The organism is Xanthobacter sp. 91, assembly GCF_000702385.1.
Lineage (GTDB): Bacteria > Pseudomonadota > Alphaproteobacteria > Rhizobiales > Xanthobacteraceae > Xanthobacter > Xanthobacter aminoxidans.
The window spans coordinates 1,241,785-1,259,250 of record NZ_JNIB01000001.1 but is presented as its reverse complement, the minus strand read 5'-3'; the positions used below and the strand labels follow the sequence as shown (position 1 = coordinate 1,259,250).

At 70.2% G+C, this 17,466-nt stretch carries 17 protein-coding genes; 10 read left to right on the top strand and 7 right to left on the bottom strand.

The features are described 5' to 3' along the window. Nucleotides 1-47: 47 nt before the first annotated feature. The 3 genes from A37E_RS0106070 (at nt 48) to A37E_RS0106060 (ending at nt 2,867) form a co-directional block, all read left to right on the top strand. Nucleotides 48-1,220 carry an ABC transporter substrate-binding protein gene (locus tag A37E_RS0106070; protein WP_029555791.1) on the top strand — a complete coding sequence of 391 codons (1,173 nt, stop codon included), beginning with the start codon at nt 48-50 and terminating at the stop codon, nt 1,218-1,220. 194 nt (nt 1,221-1,414) lie between these two features. Further along, nucleotides 1,415-2,098 carry a DUF2848 domain-containing protein gene (locus A37E_RS0106065; protein WP_029555790.1) on the top strand — a complete coding sequence of 228 codons (684 nt, stop codon included), beginning with the start codon at nt 1,415-1,417 and terminating at the stop codon, nt 2,096-2,098. Nucleotides 2,099-2,177: 79 nt separating this feature from the next. Then, nucleotides 2,178-2,867, top strand: coding sequence for a GntR family transcriptional regulator (locus tag A37E_RS0106060; protein WP_081837477.1), 690 nt, complete (start codon nt 2,178-2,180; stop codon nt 2,865-2,867). Here the strand turns inward: A37E_RS0106060 and A37E_RS25845 are convergent. The 3 genes from A37E_RS25845 to A37E_RS0106045 form a co-directional block, all read right to left on the bottom strand. Further along, nucleotides 2,864-4,183: a methyltransferase domain-containing protein gene (locus tag A37E_RS25845; protein WP_051678826.1), complete on the bottom strand. Its 1,320-nt coding sequence runs from the start codon at nt 4,181-4,183 to the stop codon at nt 2,864-2,866. The genes A37E_RS0106060 and A37E_RS25845 overlap by 4 nt on opposite strands. Before the next feature lie 215 nt (nt 4,184-4,398). Next, the gene (locus A37E_RS0106050) at nt 4,399-5,112 is read right to left on the bottom strand and encodes a 4'-phosphopantetheinyl transferase superfamily protein (RefSeq protein ID WP_051678825.1); all 714 of its coding nucleotides are present in this window, start codon (nt 5,110-5,112) and stop codon (nt 4,399-4,401) included. Then, a complete protein-coding gene (locus tag A37E_RS0106045) occupies nt 5,105-5,806 on the bottom strand; it encodes an alpha/beta fold hydrolase (protein ID WP_051678824.1) in 702 nt (233 codons plus the stop codon). Before A37E_RS0106045 ends, A37E_RS0106050 begins: the two co-directional genes overlap by 8 nt. 293 nt (nt 5,807-6,099) lie before the next feature. Between A37E_RS0106045 and A37E_RS0106040 the strand changes: the two genes are divergently transcribed. The 4 genes from A37E_RS0106040 (at nt 6,100) to A37E_RS0106025 (ending at nt 10,475) form a co-directional block, all read left to right on the top strand. Then, nucleotides 6,100-6,909, top strand: coding sequence for an ABC transporter permease (locus A37E_RS0106040; protein ID WP_029555785.1), 810 nt, complete (start codon nt 6,100-6,102; stop codon nt 6,907-6,909). Nucleotides 6,910-6,919: 10 nt separating this feature from the next. Beyond that, nucleotides 6,920-7,744: an ABC transporter ATP-binding protein gene (locus A37E_RS0106035; protein WP_024280890.1), complete on the top strand. Its 825-nt coding sequence runs from the start codon at nt 6,920-6,922 to the stop codon at nt 7,742-7,744. Between the two features lie 93 nt (nt 7,745-7,837). Next, a complete protein-coding gene (locus tag A37E_RS0106030) occupies nt 7,838-9,250 on the top strand; it encodes an enolase C-terminal domain-like protein (protein WP_029555784.1) in 1,413 nt (470 codons plus the stop codon). A gap of 31 nt (nt 9,251-9,281) precedes the next feature. After that, nucleotides 9,282-10,475, top strand: coding sequence for a dihydrodipicolinate synthase family protein (locus tag A37E_RS0106025; RefSeq protein WP_029555783.1), 1,194 nt, complete (start codon nt 9,282-9,284; stop codon nt 10,473-10,475). A gap of 12 nt (nt 10,476-10,487) precedes the next feature. On the opposite strand, the gene A37E_RS0106020 is transcribed toward A37E_RS0106025, so the two are convergent. Beyond that, nucleotides 10,488-11,204, bottom strand: coding sequence for an SGNH/GDSL hydrolase family protein (locus A37E_RS0106020; RefSeq protein WP_029555782.1), 717 nt, complete (start codon nt 11,202-11,204; stop codon nt 10,488-10,490). 397 nt (nt 11,205-11,601) lie between these two features. On the opposite strand from A37E_RS0106020, the gene A37E_RS0106015 reads away from it, so the two are divergent. Further along, entirely contained in the window at nt 11,602-12,033 is a 432-nt protein-coding gene (locus A37E_RS0106015) for an OsmC family protein (RefSeq protein WP_029555781.1), read from the top strand. A 171-nt stretch (nt 12,034-12,204) separates the two neighbouring features. On the opposite strand, the gene A37E_RS0106010 is transcribed toward A37E_RS0106015, so the two are convergent. Together A37E_RS0106010 and A37E_RS26820 are read right to left on the bottom strand one after the other, a co-directional pair. Next, entirely contained in the window at nt 12,205-13,221 is a 1,017-nt protein-coding gene (locus tag A37E_RS0106010) for an LLM class flavin-dependent oxidoreductase (protein ID WP_029555780.1), read from the bottom strand. Between the two features lie 152 nt (nt 13,222-13,373). Continuing rightward, nucleotides 13,374-13,889 carry a hypothetical protein gene (locus tag A37E_RS26820; protein ID WP_156026252.1) on the bottom strand — a complete coding sequence of 172 codons (516 nt, stop codon included), beginning with the start codon at nt 13,887-13,889 and terminating at the stop codon, nt 13,374-13,376. 163 nt (nt 13,890-14,052) lie between these two features. Here A37E_RS26820 and A37E_RS0106005 point away from each other — a divergent pair, with 163 nt between their 5' ends. Next, a complete protein-coding gene (locus A37E_RS0106005; RefSeq protein ID WP_197022937.1) occupies nt 14,053-14,292 on the top strand; it encodes a hypothetical protein in 240 nt (79 codons plus the stop codon). A 3-nt stretch (nt 14,293-14,295) separates the two neighbouring features. On the opposite strand, the gene A37E_RS0106000 is transcribed toward A37E_RS0106005, so the two are convergent. Beyond that, nucleotides 14,296-16,455 (bottom strand): histidine kinase dimerization/phosphoacceptor domain -containing protein, encoded by a 2,160-nt coding sequence (locus A37E_RS0106000; RefSeq protein WP_029555778.1) that lies wholly within the window; start codon nt 16,453-16,455, stop codon nt 14,296-14,298. A gap of 312 nt (nt 16,456-16,767) precedes the next feature. On the opposite strand from A37E_RS0106000, the gene A37E_RS0105995 reads away from it, so the two are divergent. Further along, on the top strand, nt 16,768-17,457 hold the full coding sequence (locus A37E_RS0105995; RefSeq protein ID WP_029555777.1) for a gamma-glutamylcyclotransferase: 690 nt from the start codon (nt 16,768-16,770) through the stop codon (nt 17,455-17,457). Nucleotides 17,458-17,466: the final 9 nt, after the last annotated feature.

The following is a 17,466-nucleotide window of genomic DNA, read 5'->3' as shown; positions in this document are numbered from 1 at the left end:
GGTCGAAGACCGGGGCCGGGAAACAAAAGCCAAGAGGAGAACGGGACATGAAGAAGAGCGTGCTGTTCGGCGCCGGCCTTCTGGCGGCGCTGGTCGCCTCCGGAGCGGCGCGGGCGGAGGGCGAACTGGTCCTCGGCTACATGATGGCCAAGAGCGGCCCGTATGTGAGCCTCGCCAACACCAATGAGGTGGCCGTCGACATGGCGGTGGAGGAAATCAACGCCAAGGGCGGCATCAACGGCAAGAAGATCAAGGTGGTGAAGTTCGACACCGCTGGCGATCCCAAGCAGGCCACCACCGCGCTGCGCTCCTTCGCGCAGGATGCCAATGCGCTCGCCGTCATCGGCCCGTTCTCGTCCTCGGAAGTGCGCACCACCTTCCCGGTGGGCGAGCGCGAGGGCATCTCGCAGATGTCCATGGCCTCCTCGGCCCCCGGCCTCACCAAGGGCTTCACCTACGGCTTCCGCAACACCACGGACGAGGGCAAGGTCATCGACCAGGTGCTCGGCTCCATCAAGGACAAGAAGCTGCCCATGGCCTCGGGCGCGGCGGCCTATGCCACCGACGACGTGGTGTCCAAGTCCATCGGCACGGTGGTGGTGCCCAAGATGTTCGAGAAGTACGCCATCCCCTCCAAGGGCGCGGTGGACTTCCAGCTCGCCGCCTTCGACCTGTCGCCCCAGGTGGCGCAGCTGAAGCAGATGGCGCCTGATATCGTCGGCCTCGGCTCGCCCCCCGAGGGCGCGGTGAACCTCGCCAAGGAGCTGAAGCGCCAGGGCGTCTCCACCCGCATCGTCGGCGGCACCACCATCGCCGATCCCGAGCTGCCCAAGCGCATGGACGGCGCCGGCGACAACCTCACCATCGGCACCACCTTCTTCCCCGAGGTGAACGACAAGACCAAGGCCTTCACCGCCGAGTTCGGCAAGCGCACCAAGGCCGCCGGCCTGACCCGCACCGACCCGAACCAGATGGACGCCTCGGTCTATGACATCGTCTACCTCTATTCGGAGGCGATGAAGCGCGCGGGCGTGACCGGCGACAAGGCGAAGCTCGCCGAGGAGCGCGCCGCCATCCGCGACCAGCTCGCCAAGCTGAAGGACTACCAGGCGCTCGAAGGCGCCATCTCCTTCACCGACGGCGACGCCGTGAAGCCCGTCTACATCCTTGAGGTGAAGGGCGGAAAGTGGACCCTTCTCGACACGCGCACGCCGAACTGACCAGGGCACGCGCCGATCAGCTTGCATCGCAGGCTGATCGGGTAGCGCGTTCTCTGTCTTAGTTTGGAGGGCGATTCACCGAGCAGATTGCCCTGCCCGGATCGCGCTCCAGGTTGGCGCGTCGGCCGGCGCCTCCTTTCCTCCCCCTTTCGGAGGCGCCGGTCACTTCCCTGTCTTCTGAACGAGAGATCCCGATGGGCACGAAGCTCACCTTCACCCTCCACGCCGGCGGCGAGAGCCGCACGGAGACCCTCGCCATCCGCCATGCGGTGATCGCGGGCTGGACCGGCCGCGACAAGGTCGCGCTGGAGAAGCACATCGTGGAGCTGGAGGAGCTGGGCGTCGCCCGTCCGGCCTCGACGCCCATCTACTACCGCGTCGCCGCCGCCCGCTTCACCACGGCCGGCGAGATCGAATCCACCGGGCCGGAGTCCTCCGGCGAGGTGGAGTTCATGATCCTCCAGGCCGGCGGCCGCCGCTGGCTCGGCGTCGGCTCCGACCATACCGACCGCAAGGTCGAGACCTACGGCATCACCGTGTCCAAGCAGATGTGCGACAAGCCCGTCGCCGCCGACCTCTGGGCGCTGGACGAGGTGCTGCCGCACTGGGACAGCCTGCTCATCCGCTCCTATGCGGTCATCGATGGCGCGCGCGTGCTCTACCAGCAGGGCTCGGTGGCGGCCATGCTGCCGCCGGAGGAGATCATCGCCGGCTATGAGCCCGGATTCTCCGATGGCACCGCCATGTTCTGCGGCACGCTCGCGGCCATCGGCGGCATCCGCCCGGCGGCGCGGTTCGAGTTCGAGATCGAGGACCCGGTGCTGGGCCGGATCATCCGCCATGGGTATGACGTGACCGTCCTGCCCATCGCCGGCTGAGCGGGGGCAGGACAGGGGGCAAGGACCTCGGGGCGAGACCTTGGGGCAGAACGACCGGCACCGGTCAGGGAGAGGCGCCATGCAGCTCGATGCGCGCGACGTGGGTCGGGAGATCGCCGAGGATGTCGGGCCACCGCAGGTCCGCTCCCTCCGCGACACGGCCTATGACGTCATCAAGCAGCGCATCATCATGTGCGCCTTCCGCCCCGGCGAGGCGCTGAGCGAGGCGCAGGTGGCGGCCTCCCTCGGCCTCGGCCGCACGCCCGTGCGTCAGGCCTTCGACCGGCTCATGCGCGACGGCCTCGTGGAGGTGCTGCCGCGCAAGGGCATCATCGTGCGCCCCATCTCGCAGGACGAGGTGCGCGACATGGTGGAGGTGCGCCTTCTCAACGAGAGCTTCTGCGCCCGCCTTGCCGCCGAGCGGGCGGATGCAAACGTCATCGCCGCGCTGAAGGAGAATGTGCGCCGGGGCACCGCCGCCGCCGGGGACGGGGACATCACCGAGCTGATGGCCCTCGACCGCGAGTTCCACCTCACCATCTCCGGTGGCGCGCGCAATCCGGTGCTGGGCGAGATCCTGCGGAACCTGCACGAACGGGCGCAGCGGGTGTGGTTCGTCTCCCTGCGCGATGTCGCCCACCACCGCCGCGTGGTGGACGAGCACGCCGCCATCGTCGACACGCTGGCCGCCCGCGACGCCGACGCCGCCGAGCAGGCCACCCGCGCCCACATCCTCTCCTTCGCCGAAAACCTGAACCGGCAGCTTTAGGCCGGCTTCGTGCCCACCACCCCGTGGTGGGGGAAGGTGACGAACAGCTTGCCCTCGGCCTCGGCGGTCGCGAGGGCCGCGCGGAACACGGCCAGTTCCTCGGCCGAGAGGCGCGGCTCCAGCCGGCCGACGACGAAGCGCCAGAAGCCGCTGCCGTTCTCGAAGGACGGCATGGCCGGGCAGGGCACGAGATCCACAAGGCCCGCAGCCCGCATGCGCCGGTAGAGGCTGGCGTCGGCGGCGCCCCCGGGCGACACCATGGGCGGCACCATCTCCACCTTGGCGCGGATCGCATCGGGCAGATCGGCGCTGAAGATGTGCCGGCCGTCGATGGCGCGGACGATGACGCCCACCCGCCCGCCGGGCTTCACCACCCGGAACAGCTCGGCGAGGGCGCGGTCGGCGTCGCATTCCTCCAGCACCGTCACGCTGTAGGCATGGTCGAAGCTCGCGTCCGCGAACGGCAAATGCCCGGCATCCGCCTCGCGGAAGGTGATGCGATCCGACAGGCCGGCGCTCGCGGCGAGGTCCGCCCCCTCCCGCACCATGTAGGGATTGATGTCGCAGGCGGTGACATGACCCGCCCGCCGGGCCGCGATCCGCGCCAGCGCGCCGGAGCCGGTGCCCACGTCGAGGATGTGATCCGCGGGGCCGGGAGCGAGGATGTCGAGAAGCGTCCCGAACATGCCGCGATAGCTGGGGCTGCTGGCGCGGTCCTCCAGCAGGGAGACGCCGCCGAGATGCGCGCCGCCCAGCCGGATCACGGTGAAATGCGCGGCGAGGCGGGGCAGCGCCGCGTCCCATTGGGTGGGGGCGAGGAAGAGGGGGAACAGCACGAGGGTCGGCCCCGATCCCCTGATGTCGTAGCTGATGCCGGCATGGGCGCCGCATTCTGTCGTGCGCGTCAGCACGCTGGGCGTGCCCGGCAGATCCCTCAGGGCGTCCACCACCGCGTCCGTGCGGTCGCGCACATGGTCGGCCCATCCGGGCTGCGCATAGTTTTCGAGGACGCGCCGACGGCTCTCGGGAAGGGCCGCCGCGATCACTCCGGCGATCTGAGAGGAGGTGCCGCCATCCCCGGCGAGAACCGTCAGGCGGTCGGCAACGGATGCGAAGGCGGCGGGCTCGCAGCCCACCGGCTCATGGAACAGCAGACCCGCGATGCGCGCCGGATGGGCCGCCGCGAAGCCGGCGAGGCTGCCCGGCATCTGCGTCGCCACATGGGCGGCGTCGAGCCCCAGATGATCCCACAGGTCCGCCAGCCGGTCGGCGAGGCTTGCGCTCTGCGCCCCGGCATTGGGTGTTTCGCTCGGCATGGTCCCCCTCCGCGCCATCGAACCGGATCAAGCCGGGTCGCTGACGGCCATGCTAGCGCATCCCTGCGATGAGGCGACAACGGTTGCGCTGCCTTGCTTCACCTCCGTCGCCCTCCGGCGGGACCGGAGGGCCCATGTCGACGTTTGCACCGGCGGCGGGATGGGTCCTCCGATCAAGTCGGAGGACGACGGCGGTTCCAGACGGCGCATGGCCCTCAGCCGGCGAGCCGTTCCCACCCTGCTCCGGCGGAGAGGAACAGCGTCGGCGTGTCCACCTCCACGGCGAAGGCGTAGGCGGCGGCGGGCAAAGCGCCACTGCCGGTGAGGAAGGCGCGGCCGGCGCGCACCACGAGGCCACCGCCTTCGGGCAGGCGCACGCCGCGGGCATCGCCGGCGAGGCCCTCGCCCGTCGCCTTCAGCACCGCCTCCTTGCCGCACCATTGGCGCAATGCGGACGGGGCGCGATCGGCCTCGGGGAGGGCGGACCAGCGGGTGCGGTCGGCGTCATGCATGAAGTCGGGGGCGAGGCGGGTCCACAAATCGAGCCCACGCGCCTTTTCCACATCGACGCCAATGGTGCCGCCGCGCGCCAGCCCCACCGCCACCCAGCTCCCGGAATGGGTGAGGTTGAAGTCGATGTCGGAGGGCGCCACGAGTTCCGGCCGCCCGTTCGTCCCCCGCGCCACCGTCACCTCGGCCGGCGCGCGGCCGAGGGCGGCGCCGAGCAGGGTGCGCGCGAGGCTCCAGGCGGCGCGGCGGGCGGCGCGGTCGTCGGCCTTCACATGGCGGGCGATGCGCGCGTCCTCGTCGGGCGGCAGCACGATGTGGAGGTCCGGATTGACCAGGGCATCGGCGACCCGCGCGATGGCGAGGAGGCTCGCGCCCGGCGCAAGGCGCGCGGCGTCCGCTGGCGAAGAGGGCTCAGGCACGGGCGGCGCGCCAGACGGAGAGGGTGCGCTTGAGCAGAGTGAGCAGGCGTTCCTCGTCCTCGCGTACGAAGAAATGGCCGCCGGGCCACACCTCCACCGCCACCGGGCCGGCGATCACCTCGCGCCAGGCATGAAGGCTCGGTTCCGGGGTCCCGGCATCGTCCGCGCCGCCGAGGATCACCGCCGGGCAGGCCAGCGCCGGGCCGGGGGCGAAGGCATAGGTGTCGACCATGCGGAAGTCCGCCTTCAGGGCGGGCAGCGCCATGGCGAGGATTTCGGGGCGGCGGAACAGCACCTCGGGCGTGCCGCCGAAGCGCTTCAGCTCCTCGATGAGCGCGGCATCGCTCATCAGGTGCCGGTCCTGCCGGGGAAACGGCAGATGCGGCGCCGCCCGGCCGGAGAGCACCAGCCCGGCCACGCTGACGCCTTGGCGGGCCAGCGCCCGCGCCATCTCGAAGGCCAGCAGCGCGCCCATGGAATGGCCGTAGAGCACCACCGGCGCGGGACGGTGGAGGAGGGGGGCGGCGATGTCCTCGGCCAGCGCCGCAAGGCTCGCCGGCACGGGCGCACCGTGGCGGCTGCCGCGACCGGGCAGCTCGGGGCTGTCCACGGTGGCAAGGCCCAGGAACGCGGCCTTCCAGGTGCGGTAGAGCACGGCGGAGCCGCCGGCATGGGGCAGGCAAACGAGACGCACGGCTCAGGCGTCCCCATTCCGGGGCAGTCTCGCCCGTGTGTCTGGACAGCGACGCGGCATCGTGGAAGCCTCCCTTACCGAGATAAGCGGGAAAGGGCCGTCGGCTCAAGGCTTTCGCTGCAGTGCGGCGAAGATGCGGAAGAAAATAGGGCTCTCGCGCTACCGCGGTGCCGCCTTGGCGGGGCCGGATGGGCTTGACAACGGACGCGCCGGGAAATGTAATTCACTAGTTAGTTAAAACGGGACCGCAGAGTCCCGGCCGGGCTGAAACGCAACCTGAGGGAGGAAGCCGCATGGCGTCGCCGCGCCACAGGAATCCCGTGCTCGCCGTCATCGACGCGCCGTGGGCGCGGCCGGTGGGCCTGCTGGTGATCCTCATCGCCATCTGGGATCTCTCGGTCCGGATCTTCCAGATCCCGGCCTATCTCATCCCCACCCCGTGGGACGTGATGCTCGCCTTCCGCAACGATGGCGCCATGCTGGCGCGCGAGGCGGTGCCGACCACCATCGCGACCCTCGCCGGCTTCGCCCTCTCGGCAGCCATCGGCATTCCGCTGGCCATGCTGATCGCGGGATCGCGCACCATCGAGGCCTATCTCTATCCGCTGCTGGTGTTCTCCCAGTCCATCCCCAAGGTCGCCATCGCGCCCCTGTTCGTGGTGTGGTTCGGCTTCGGCATCGTGCCCAAGGTGATTTCCGCCTTCCTGCTCGGGGTGTTCCCGGTGGTGGTGGCCGGGGTGCAGGGTTTCAAGTCGGTGGAGGCCGACATGCGCGACCTCGCCCGCTCCATGAAGGCCTCGCGGCTCCAGACCTTCGCCATGGTGAGCCTGCCCCACGCCATGCCGGCCATCTTCGCCGGCCTGAAGGTGTCGGTGACGCTGGCGGTGGTGGGCGCGGTGGTGGGCGAGTTCGTGGGCTCGAATTCCGGCCTCGGCTTCGTGCTCCAGCGCTCCATCGGCAATTTCGAGCTGCCCACCATGTTCGCCGCCCTCATCGTGCTCGCGCTCATCGGCGTGGTGCTGTTCTGGGTGATCGACCTCGTGGAGCGCCTGATCGTGCCGTGGCATGCGAGCCAGCGCCATGATGCCTTCGTCACCGTCTGAGGAGGGCGCCATGGCCAGACCCAACACCCTGCGCGTGATCGCCCGCAACGAAGGCCCCTCGGCCCGCCGCCGGCTCATCGACATCCGCGGCCTCGCCAAGACCTATCGCACCCGCGACGGCGAGGTGCCCTCGCTGAAGCCCATGGACCTCGACATCACCGAGGGCGAGTTCATCTGCGTGGTCGGCCCCTCCGGCTGCGGCAAGTCCACCTTGCTGAAGCTGGTGGCCGGCCTCATCCCCGCCTCGGCCGGCGAGATCCTCATCGACGGCAAGGCCGTGACCGAGCCGCCGGACGATGTGGGCATCGTGTTCCAGAGCCCGGTGCTGCTCGCCTGGCGCACGGTGCTGCGCAACGTGATGCTGCCGGTGGAGGTGCGCCGGCTGGACCGCGCCAGCCATCTGGAGCGGGCGCGCCAGCTGCTCAAGACGGCGGGCCTCAACGGCTTCGAGAACAAGTATCCCTGGCAGCTCTCCGGCGGCATGCAGCAGCGCGCCGCCATCTGCCGGGCGCTGGTGCACGACCCCAAGATCGTGCTCATGGACGAGCCGTTCGGCGCGCTCGACGCCATGACGCGCGAGAAGATGAATCTCGAGCTTCAACGCATCCAGTACGAGACGGGCAAGACCATCATGCTCATCACCCATTCCATCCCCGAGGCGATCTTCCTCGCCGACCGGGTGGTGGTGATGACCGACCGCCCGGGCTCGGTGGCCGCCATCTATGACGTGCCGCTGCCCCGCCCGCGCGCGCTGGACATGATGGCGAGCCCCGTCTTCGCCGAACTCGCCAAGACCATCCGCGGCCACTTCTACGCCCAAGGCCATCTGGACTGAGGTCTCAGGCCATCGTCCCGGTCGCGACCGGGACGATGGGGCCTCGCTCAAACGCCGCGCGGGCTTGAGATCCGCAGGACAGAGAGGACGAACATGCCCTTTCCGCGCATCACCATCCGCGAGGTGGAGATCGGCGAGCGGCTGATGCCCTTCGTCCGCCCGTTCCGCTTCGGCCCCTCGGTGGTGGAGACGGCGCCGCAGGCCTTCGTGAAGGTGGCGGCTGACGTGGAGGGCTTCGGCCCCGCCACCGGCATGGCCGCCGAGATGATGATGCCGCGCTGGTTCGACAAGGCGCCGGCAAAGAGCCCTCTCGACACCGTGGACGATTTGCGCCGGGGCCTCGCCCAGGCGGCCCGCATCTATGCCAATGCGCTGCCGGCCAGCGCCTTCGGCCTGTCGGTGGCGGCGCGGGCACCGCAGCTCATGTGGGGCCAGCGCGAAGGCGTTCCGCCGCTCGCCGCCGGCTTCGGCCCGGCGCTGCTCGACAAAGCGGTGCTCGATGCGCTCCTGCGCGCCATGGGCCTCGGCCTCGTGGCCGGCCTCAAGGCCAATGTGATGGGGCTCGACGGGCGCCTCTCGCCCGATCTTTCCGCCGGCCAGATCGGCGCCTTCCTCGCTGCGCTTGTGCCCGCCCCGGCGGTGGCGCTGCGCCACACCGTGGGGCTCATGGACCCCCTCGACGGCCCGCACGGCCTCGCCGCCGAGATCGCCGCCGCGCGGCTCGCCTTCTTCAAGATCAAGATCGGCGGCGACCTTGCCGCCGACATCGCCCGGCTGGAAAAGATCGCCGCCATCCTCGCCGCCTCGGCGCCGGGCTATGTGGCGACGCTGGACGCCAACGAGCAGTACGACCCCGACCGCCTCATGGCCCTCGCCGAGGCGTTGAACGGCCCGCGCCTTGCCGCCTTCCGCGCCCGGCTCCTCTACATCGAGCAACCGTTCGACCGCGCCCAGACCTTCGCCGCGCCCCTGCCGCGGCTGGATGGCCTGCCCGTCATCATCGACGAGGCGGACGATGCGCCGGACGCCTTCCCGCGTGCGGCGGCGCTGGGCTATCGCGGCGTCTCCTCCAAGAGCTGCAAGGGGCTCTACAAGGCCATCCTCAACGCCGCGCGGGTGAAGGCGTGGAATGCGGGCGGGGCGCGCGCGCCCTTCCTCATCTCGGCGGAGGATCTCACCTGCCAGCCGGGCCTCGGCATCGAGCAGGACACGGCCCTCGTCGCCGCCCTCGGCCTCGCCCATGGCGAGCGCAACGGCCACCATTATGTGGACGGCTTCGGCCCGGCCCCGGAGCGGGAGGCCCGCGCCTTCTTCGACGCCCATCCGGATCTCTATGCCCAGCGCAACGGCCGGCTCGGCCTCGATGTCTCGCGCGGGCTGCTGCCCACCCGCAGCCTGCTGGAGGCGCCCGGCTTCGCCCGCGCCGCCGAGCCCGACTGGACAAGCCTCACCCCCATCGCGCCGGCCGCGGTGCCCGAACCCATCCCGCACGGGACGCTCGCCTGAGCGCCCGCGCCGCCTTTTCAGGATCGCCACCATGAACGAGCACGCCCGCGCCACCGCCCTTTCGCTCCGCCTGCCCGTGGCCGGCGGGGGGCTGGAGACCTTCCGCCTCTCCGCCCCGCGCGACTATCCCGCCCGCGCCTCCGGCCCCATGAATCGCATCGCCTTCTCCGCCGCCCATGTGGTGGCGGACCCACTGAAGGACTGCGACCCCTGGCTCGACGCGGCCATCGACTGGGACAGGACCATCGCCTACCGCGCCCGCCTGTGGGACCTCGGCCTCGGCGTCGCCGAGGCGATGGACACGGCGCAGCGCGGCATGGGGCTCGACTGGCCGACCTCGCTGGAGCTGATCCGCCGCTCCGTGGAAGCCGCGAAGGCGCACGGGCCGGAGGCACTGGTCTTCTCCGGCGCCGGCACCGACCATCTCGCCCCAGAGGCGGCGACCTCGCTGGACGACGTGATCCGCGCCTATGAGGAGCAGATCGCGGCGGTGGAGAAGGTGGGCGGGCGCATCATCCTCATGGCGTCGCGCGCGCTGGCCCGCGTGGCGAAGTCGCCCGAGGATTATGAGCACGTCTATGCCCGCGTGCTGTCCCAGGTGTCGGCGCCGGTCATCATCCACTGGCTGGGCGACATGTTCGATCCCGCGCTCGCCGGCTACTGGGGCACGCGCGACCTCGACGCGGCCATGGACACGGCGGTCGCCGTCATCAACGCCAATACCGCGAAGATTGATGGCGTGAAGATCTCCCTCCTCGACAAGGACAAGGAGATCGTCATGCGCCGCCGGCTGGACCCGGCCGTGCGCATGTATACGGGCGACGATTTCAACTATGCGGAGCTGATCGCGGGCGACGCGCAGGGTTATTCCCACGCGCTGCTCGGCATCTTCGACGCCATCGCCCCGGCCGCGTCCGCCGCCCTCACGGCGCTGGCGGCGGGGGACACCGCGCGCTTCCACGACATCCTCGGGCCGACGGTGCCCCTGTCGCGGCACATCTTCAAGGCGCCGACGCGCTTCTACAAGACGGGCGTGGTCTTCATGGCCTATCTCAACGGCCATCAGGACCATTTCACCATGGTGGGCGGGCAGGAGAGCACCCGCTCCACTTTGCACCTCGCCGAGCTGTTCCGCCTCGCCGACGCGGCCGGGCTGCTGACCGATCCCGACCTTGCGGTGACGCGCATGAAGGCGGTGCTCGCCGTGCGCGGCGTGGAGGGCTGAGGCGTCGCTGGATCAGCGGCACGCGGCCGAGAACAGGCGCGCCCGCCACAGCAGGGCGCCGGCGCGGCTCGGATGGATACCGTCCGTGGTGGAGACCGATTGCGGCGCCGGCACCACCACCGCGCCCGTCTCGGCGCCGATGGCGCGGATGGCAGCGTTCTGCTGCGCCACGTAGGTCTGGTCCAGCATGTCCGCATAGGGCGAGCGGCCGTGCTCCACCGGGTTCACCTCCACCAGCACCAATTGGCTGCCGGGAAAGCGGGAGATGATCTCGCGATAGAGGGTCCGCCACTCCGCGATGGAATGCTTCGGCTTCACCGCATCGTTGGCGCCGATGGCGATCACCACGCGCGCGGGCTGAAGGTGGGCTTCCAGCGCGCCGGCGCGGGAGACGAGATCGTCGATCTTGTCGCCGGGAACGGCGGCGTTCAGCACCTCTTCACCGCACAGGCTGCGCGGGGCGGCCTGATAGGTGATGCTGTCGCCGATGGCGAGCACCGGGGCGTTGCTGAAGCGGGCGCGCACATCCGCCTCCAGGGCAATGCGGGCGCGCAGGGGAATCTGATGCAGGGCCAGCGCCGCCAGAGCGGCCGCGCCACCGGCCACCGCGAGGGCCATCAGCCAGGGCCTGAGGCGCGCCCGCTGGCGCTGCGAGAGAGCGGGGACCAGCTTGCGGAGAGAGGGGAGGGTCCGGCTGCCGGCGTCGGGCCGGCCGGGATAAAAGCTCATCGGGGCTTCACCTTTCATCTGGAAGGCAACGCCCGGAACACCCTTCGGTGTCCGGTCGCAGCGTCGGGTGCCGCCCCTCGCTGTGTGGTCCGAACCAAATTCCCTCTTTCCAACACTCCTCTTCCTCCGCGCCGCGCCGCAGCGAGCCGGAGACAGACGCCATTTTGCCCCTCCGCATGTCGCAAATTGGACCGCGCCGCGGCTTTTGATGTCACGGGTGTGAACAAGTGTTTCCGGGTTGCGGGCATCGGAAATGAACGTTTTGGCCCCGTCCGACGTTCCTCCCTCCGCAGGCACTGTGAAGCCCAAGCGCCGCAGGCGCCGAAAGCCTGAGCGCCGCAGGCCCTGCAAAGCCCCGGCGCAGCTCTGCGCGGGCCATCAGAGCGAGGAGACGACCATGGCGATCGTGCGCAGCGGTTCGGCGGAATGGAGCGGCGGCATCAAGGACGGGCGGGGCAAGATCTCCACCGAGAGCGGGGCGCTGGCCGGCTTTCCCTACGGCTTCGCCAGCCGCTTCGAGGGCCAGCGCGGCAGCAATCCCGAGGAACTGCTCGGCGCGGCCCATGCCGCCTGCTTCACCATGGCGCTCTCCCTCATCCTCGGCGAGGCGGGCCTCACCGCCACGCAGCTGGAGACCACGGCGAAGGTATCGCTGGAGAAGCAGGACGCGGGCTATGCCATCACCCAGGTGGACCTCACCCTGGTGGGCACCGTGCCCGGCGCGACCGCCGAGCAGTTCGCCGAGCTGGCCGGCAAGGCCAAGGCCAACTGCCCCCTGTCCAAGGTGATCCGCGCCAACATCACGCTGGATGCCCGGCTGGAGGGGTAGCGGAAGGCAAGACACTGCAAGAGCCGTCATCGCCCGGCGCGTCCGGGCGATCCACGGTTGGGCTGGTTCGGCTTTTCGGGCATTGCACGGGCGGATGGGTGGATCGCCCGGACGCGCCGGGCGATGACAACGGAGAGGGAGGGCGACGCGGAGTCCGTCCTGCCCCGACGCTCACACCGCCGCTGCCTCCGCCTGCGTCCCGGCCAGAGCGCCCGTAACCTCCGCGATCATGCGGTAGGAGGCGAGGCGCTTGTCGTGGTCGAACACGTCGGAGACCACCATCACCTCGTCCACTCCCGTCTCGCGCACAAAGGCGGCGACGCCCTCGCGCACGCGGTCCGGTCCGCCGATGACCGAGCGGGCGAGGAAGCGCTGGGCCTGCGCCTTCTCCATGGGGGTCCAGTAGTCCTCGATGTCGTCGATGGGCGGCTTCGACAGGCCGCGCGCGCCGCGGAAAATGTCGGCCACCGACATCTGCTGGGTGCTGGCGAGGCGGCGCGCCTCGGCGTCGGTCGGTGCCGCGATCACGTTCAGGGCGGCCATGGCATAGGGCTTGGCGAGCACGTCCGAGGGCTTGAAGCGCGCGCGGTAGATCTCCAGCGCCGGCAGCAGGTCGGCCGGGGCGAAGTGGGAGGCGAAGGCGTAGGGCAGGCCCAGCGCCGCCGCGAGCTGCGCGCCGTAGGTGCTGGAACCGAGAATCCACAGCGGCACGTTGGTGCCCGTCGCCGGCACGGCAAACAGCGTCTGTCCGGGCTGGGCGGGGGCGAGATAGGCCTCCAGCTCCTGCACATCCTGCGGGAAGTTGTCGGAATTGGTGAGCGAGCGGCGCAGCGCCCGCATGGTCATCTGGTCGGTGCCCGGCGCGCGGCCGAGGCCGAGGTCGATGCGGCCGGGGAAGAGATGCTCCAGCGTGCCGAACTGCTCGGCGATGACAAGGGGCGCATGGTTCGGCAGCATGATGCCGCCCGCGCCCACCCGGATGCGCTTGGTGCCCGCCGCGATATGGGCGATGACCACCGCCGTGGCGGCGCTGGCGATGCCCTGCATGTTGTGGTGCTCGGCCACCCAGAAGCGGCGATAGCCCCAGTCTTCCGCATGGGCGGCAAGGTCGCGGGCATTGTCCAGGGCCTGGCGGGGGCCGAACCCCTCCCGCACCCGGACGAGATCAAGAATGGAAAGCTGGGCCATCAACTGCCTCGTCCGCCCCCGAACGACATATGGCCGTGAGATAGGGAGCGCGGGGGCGAAGCGGAAGGGGCGCCGCCGTCCGCCTGGCGCCGGGAGCGCACCGCGCGCAGGCGCCAGTCGGGCAGTGGTTGGACTTCAGTCCGACGCTCCTATCAGTTTGACGACTCCTGGATTCTGCATGTGCCACCGCTTATGGTGACGCATATCTGTATCGCTCTTGCGCTGGCCGACTGGACGTTGTTCTTGGCCCATGCGGCGCCGCAGTGCTTCCTGTCGGAACTGAGAGCAAAAGCTTTAGGACCCTTGCCCTTCATGTATTGACGGTAAATGGATAGGCACGCGGCAGTCAGAGGCTGACTTCCGGGGTTTTGGACAGCCGGCCCCGGATTGGAAGCGGTGCACTTTTTGAGATAAGCCTCACGCTCGGAGGTTCCAGCGTAGGCCCGGTTGGCATCAACGCGCAGGCACCAAGAGTAGTGCACGTTATAGTCCGTCGAGAAAACGCCCGCATGCAGGTTGCCGGTGTTGCACTTGGGATTGGAGCGCACCAGCTGGACGTCGTGAATGGCTTTCGACGCGTATTGATTGCAGAAACTGGGGGTTTCCGCGTAGGCGGCGCCGGATGCGCAGGCGGTGAGAGCAATAACAAGAGCCTGGCGTGACAACATTTCCATTTTCTCCGGTCGGCCGGGAGCCGGACCACGTTGGGTTCGAGAAAATGAGGCCGCCCCCGACGCCAACCTCGACCTTCACCTTATGGATTTGGGTTCGGTTTTCAACGGACAGGCGCAGCCGTTGTGCGCATCATAAATTGACAGTTCGGCATAAGTGGTGGTGGTGTTCGCCGGTTCGGCCCAGCCGCGCGGCGCGTTCCACATGACCATGGACGCGAACGACGCGCTGGAGACCGCCCGCGTCTTCCCCTGCGCGACGCTGTTCGCCGCCCATACGGACGGCTGGGTGCCCTTCAAGCAGAGCGCGGAGCGCCTCGCTGCGGCCTTCGCCAGCCTCGGCGTCGGGCACAGGCTGGCAGCGCCGGAGCCGGGGCGGCCCGTCGCCTTCGTGCTGTGAGCGTCAGGTCCCCGCCGGGCAGATGGGGGCGGTGACGATCGTGCGCAGGCCGGGGGCGTTCTCCTCGTCGGCGAGCACGCCGTCGAGGCCCTGCACCATGGCCTTGATCATGATGGTGCCGAAGCCCTGCCGCTCGCCCACCTTGCCCCCGCCGTGGTCGGCGACGATGAGGCGGAAGCGCTCGCGGTGCTGTTCCAGCGCCACCCTGAGCGGGCCGGGGGCGCCGCCATAGGCATATTTGGCGGTGTTGAGCACCAGCTCGGTCAGGATCAGCCCCAGCCGCACCGCGCGGTCCGCCGCCATCAGCACCGGCGCCACATCGAGCATGATGTGGGCTTCCCATTCCTTGCCGAGGGCGCTCGTCACCTCGCGGGTGAGGTCGATGAGATAGCGCGAGAGGTCCACCGCCTCCACCTGCTCGCCGGCATAGAGCTGGCGATGCACGAGACCCACCGCCGCCACCCGCCGTTCGGCCTCCGTCAGCGCCGTCGCCGCCTCGCTCTCGCCGAGCCGGCGCGATTGCAGGCGCAGGAAGGAGGAGACCAGTTGCAGGCTGTTCTGCACGCGGTGGTTCACCTCGCGCATCAGGAAGTCCTTGTGCTGCAACAGTCGCTCGTTCTCCACCACGGTCAGGGAGAGCTGGCGGTTGAGGTCGCGCACGCGCCGGTTCTGGCGCGCCTGCAACACGGCATGGCCGAGGCGGTTGATGGTCTCCACCTCCGCCAGCGACCAGGCGCGGGCCTTGCCGCGCACGGTCTCGCTCCACGCCTCGAACGAGGCGCGCGGGGTGAGCAGGGTGGAGGGATCGGCCGCGCCATCGCGATGCGGGTTGCCGGCCCAGTTGACCACCTCCACCTGCTCCGCGCGCAGCCACAGCAGCATCAGCGGCGTGTCGCCGGGGATGCTCACCGCCGCCACGCCGCTGGCCAGCGCGGCGAACTCGGCGGCGGCGGGCAGGAGGGAGGGCAGGGCATGGGTGCTGAAGGCCCGCGCCTGGGCCTTGCCCTCCGCCCAGCGCGCGATGCGCCTGAGCGCCGCTTCGTCCGGGCAGCGGCCGGATGCGCGCACGCGGTCGGCCTCCACCACGGCGAAGCCGTCGGCGCCCAGCGCCCGGCGCAGATCGTCGCCGTGGCGGGCCAGCACGTCCTCCACCGGAGCGTCGGCGGAGAGATAGTCGGCGAGGGAATCCTCGGCGCCGCGCAGCCGGATGCGGTCGCGATACTGCATCGCCTCCTCGCGGGCGCGGATCTGGCGGGCGAGGTTGGCGGCCAGGGACTGGCAGGCCATGCGCAGTTCGTAGGGCAGGCGGCGCGGCGTGCGGTTGTGGCAGGCGACGAGCCCCCACAGCACCCCGTCCTTGACGATGGAGACCGAGGCCGAGGCGCCCACCCCCATGTTGCTGAGATACTGGATGTGGATGGGCGAGACGGAGCGCAGCATCACGTCGGACAGATCGAGTTCCGCGAGCCCGGCCTCGGCCGGACGCAGCGGGGCGGGCTCGTAGGCCACGTCCGGGATCACCCGCACGCGGTTGCGCACATAGAGCGCGCGGGCCTGCCGGGGGATGTCGCTGCCGGGGAAGTGGTGGTTGAGGAAGGAGCTCATCTCCTTCACCTTCGCCTCGCCGAGCACCGTCCCCGCCTCGTCGTCGAGGAACTGGTAGATCATCACCCGATCGAAGCCGGTGATGCGGCGGAACACTGCGGCGGCTTCTGCACACAAATTGCGCAGGTCCGGCGCGCGCTCGAAGCTTACGAAAGCGGCATCGAGCCCGGCCAGCACCTCGGCGGCGCCAAGCCGCACCTCCGGTGCCGGCTCCAGCTCCACCAGGATGCCCTGCGGGGCGCGGTGCAGCAGCACCTCGAAAGTTTCGGCGCGCCCGGCGACGAGGCCGAGGCGGGTGACGCCGTTCTGCGGCGCCTCACGCAGCGGCGCCGACAGATCCTGTCCGAGCAGGGCGTCGAGGGGGGCGCCGAGCCAGTCCCCGGCGAGGCGGCCTTCGATGTCGCCGGCGCCGCCCACCACCGTGCGGGTGCGCGGGTCGGCCACGAGCAGAAGCCCGTGCGGCTGGATGGAGCCCGGAATGTGGATCGGCTCGCGGTCGCAGGCGCCGAGATCCGGCGTGGTGCGGGGCGCGGTACGGCTGGCAGAGGCATCATTCATGCGGGGCAGTTCGCGCTCGTGCTCGCGGCGCGGGCGATCCCGCGCCGATGATGGACCGGAGCCGGCCGCGCCCCCCGGCGAAGCCCCCGATGCCTGCGTCCCTCGCCGGCGGTAACCGAAGGCGGTGGACGCAGTTTGTTCTCCGTTCATCGCACGGCATCTGCTGCCAAGCCAAATGCCAAGCCGCGGCAGAGCCGCATTCTCCCTCACATATCGCGCCGAAGGCGTGCCATGCCGTACCCGGGGAAGGCGGGTGCCCCGTGGCGGGCACCCATGGGAATTGGCGCGGTTCCTGCTTAAATAGGGACAGCCATGAAGATGCATTCTCTCACCCGCGAACTCATCGAGGCCGGCGGCATCGACGCGCTGGTGGCGCGCGACGCGCCGGACCTTGCCGTGCTCACGGAGGCCGAGCGCGCCGCCTCCCTCAACGCCACCCTGGCGGCGCGGCCGGAGGGGCCGGCCTGGCTGTTCGCCTACGGCTCGCTGATCTGGAACCCGACCGTGCGGGTGGAGGAATGCCGCGTCGGCCGCATCGACGGCTGGCACCGTGCCTTCTGCCTGGAGACTGTGGTGGGGCGCGGCTCGCCGGCCTATCCCGGCCTGACCCTCGCCCTCGATGCGGGCGGCGACTGCACCGGCGTCGCCCTCCGCCTGCCCGAGGAGGGGCTGGAGCACGAACTTTCCCTGCTGTGGCGGCGGGAAATGCTGGCCGGCGCCTATGTGCCGCGCTGGCTGGAGGTGAGCGATCCCGCCGGCGGGCACATCGGCTGCGCCATCGCCTTCACCATGGACCGCACCAACCCGCATTATGCCGGCGGGCTGAGCGAGGCGGAGGTGGTCGACCGGCTCGCCAATGCCCAGGGCGCCATCGGCTCCGCCGCCGACTATCTGTTCGCCACCTGCGAGGGACTGGCCGGGCACGGGGTGCGCGATCCCGCCCTCGACGCGCTCGCGGACGCGGTGCGCAAGCGCCGGAAGGCGCAAAGCTCGCAAGGATAGCGCCGGCAG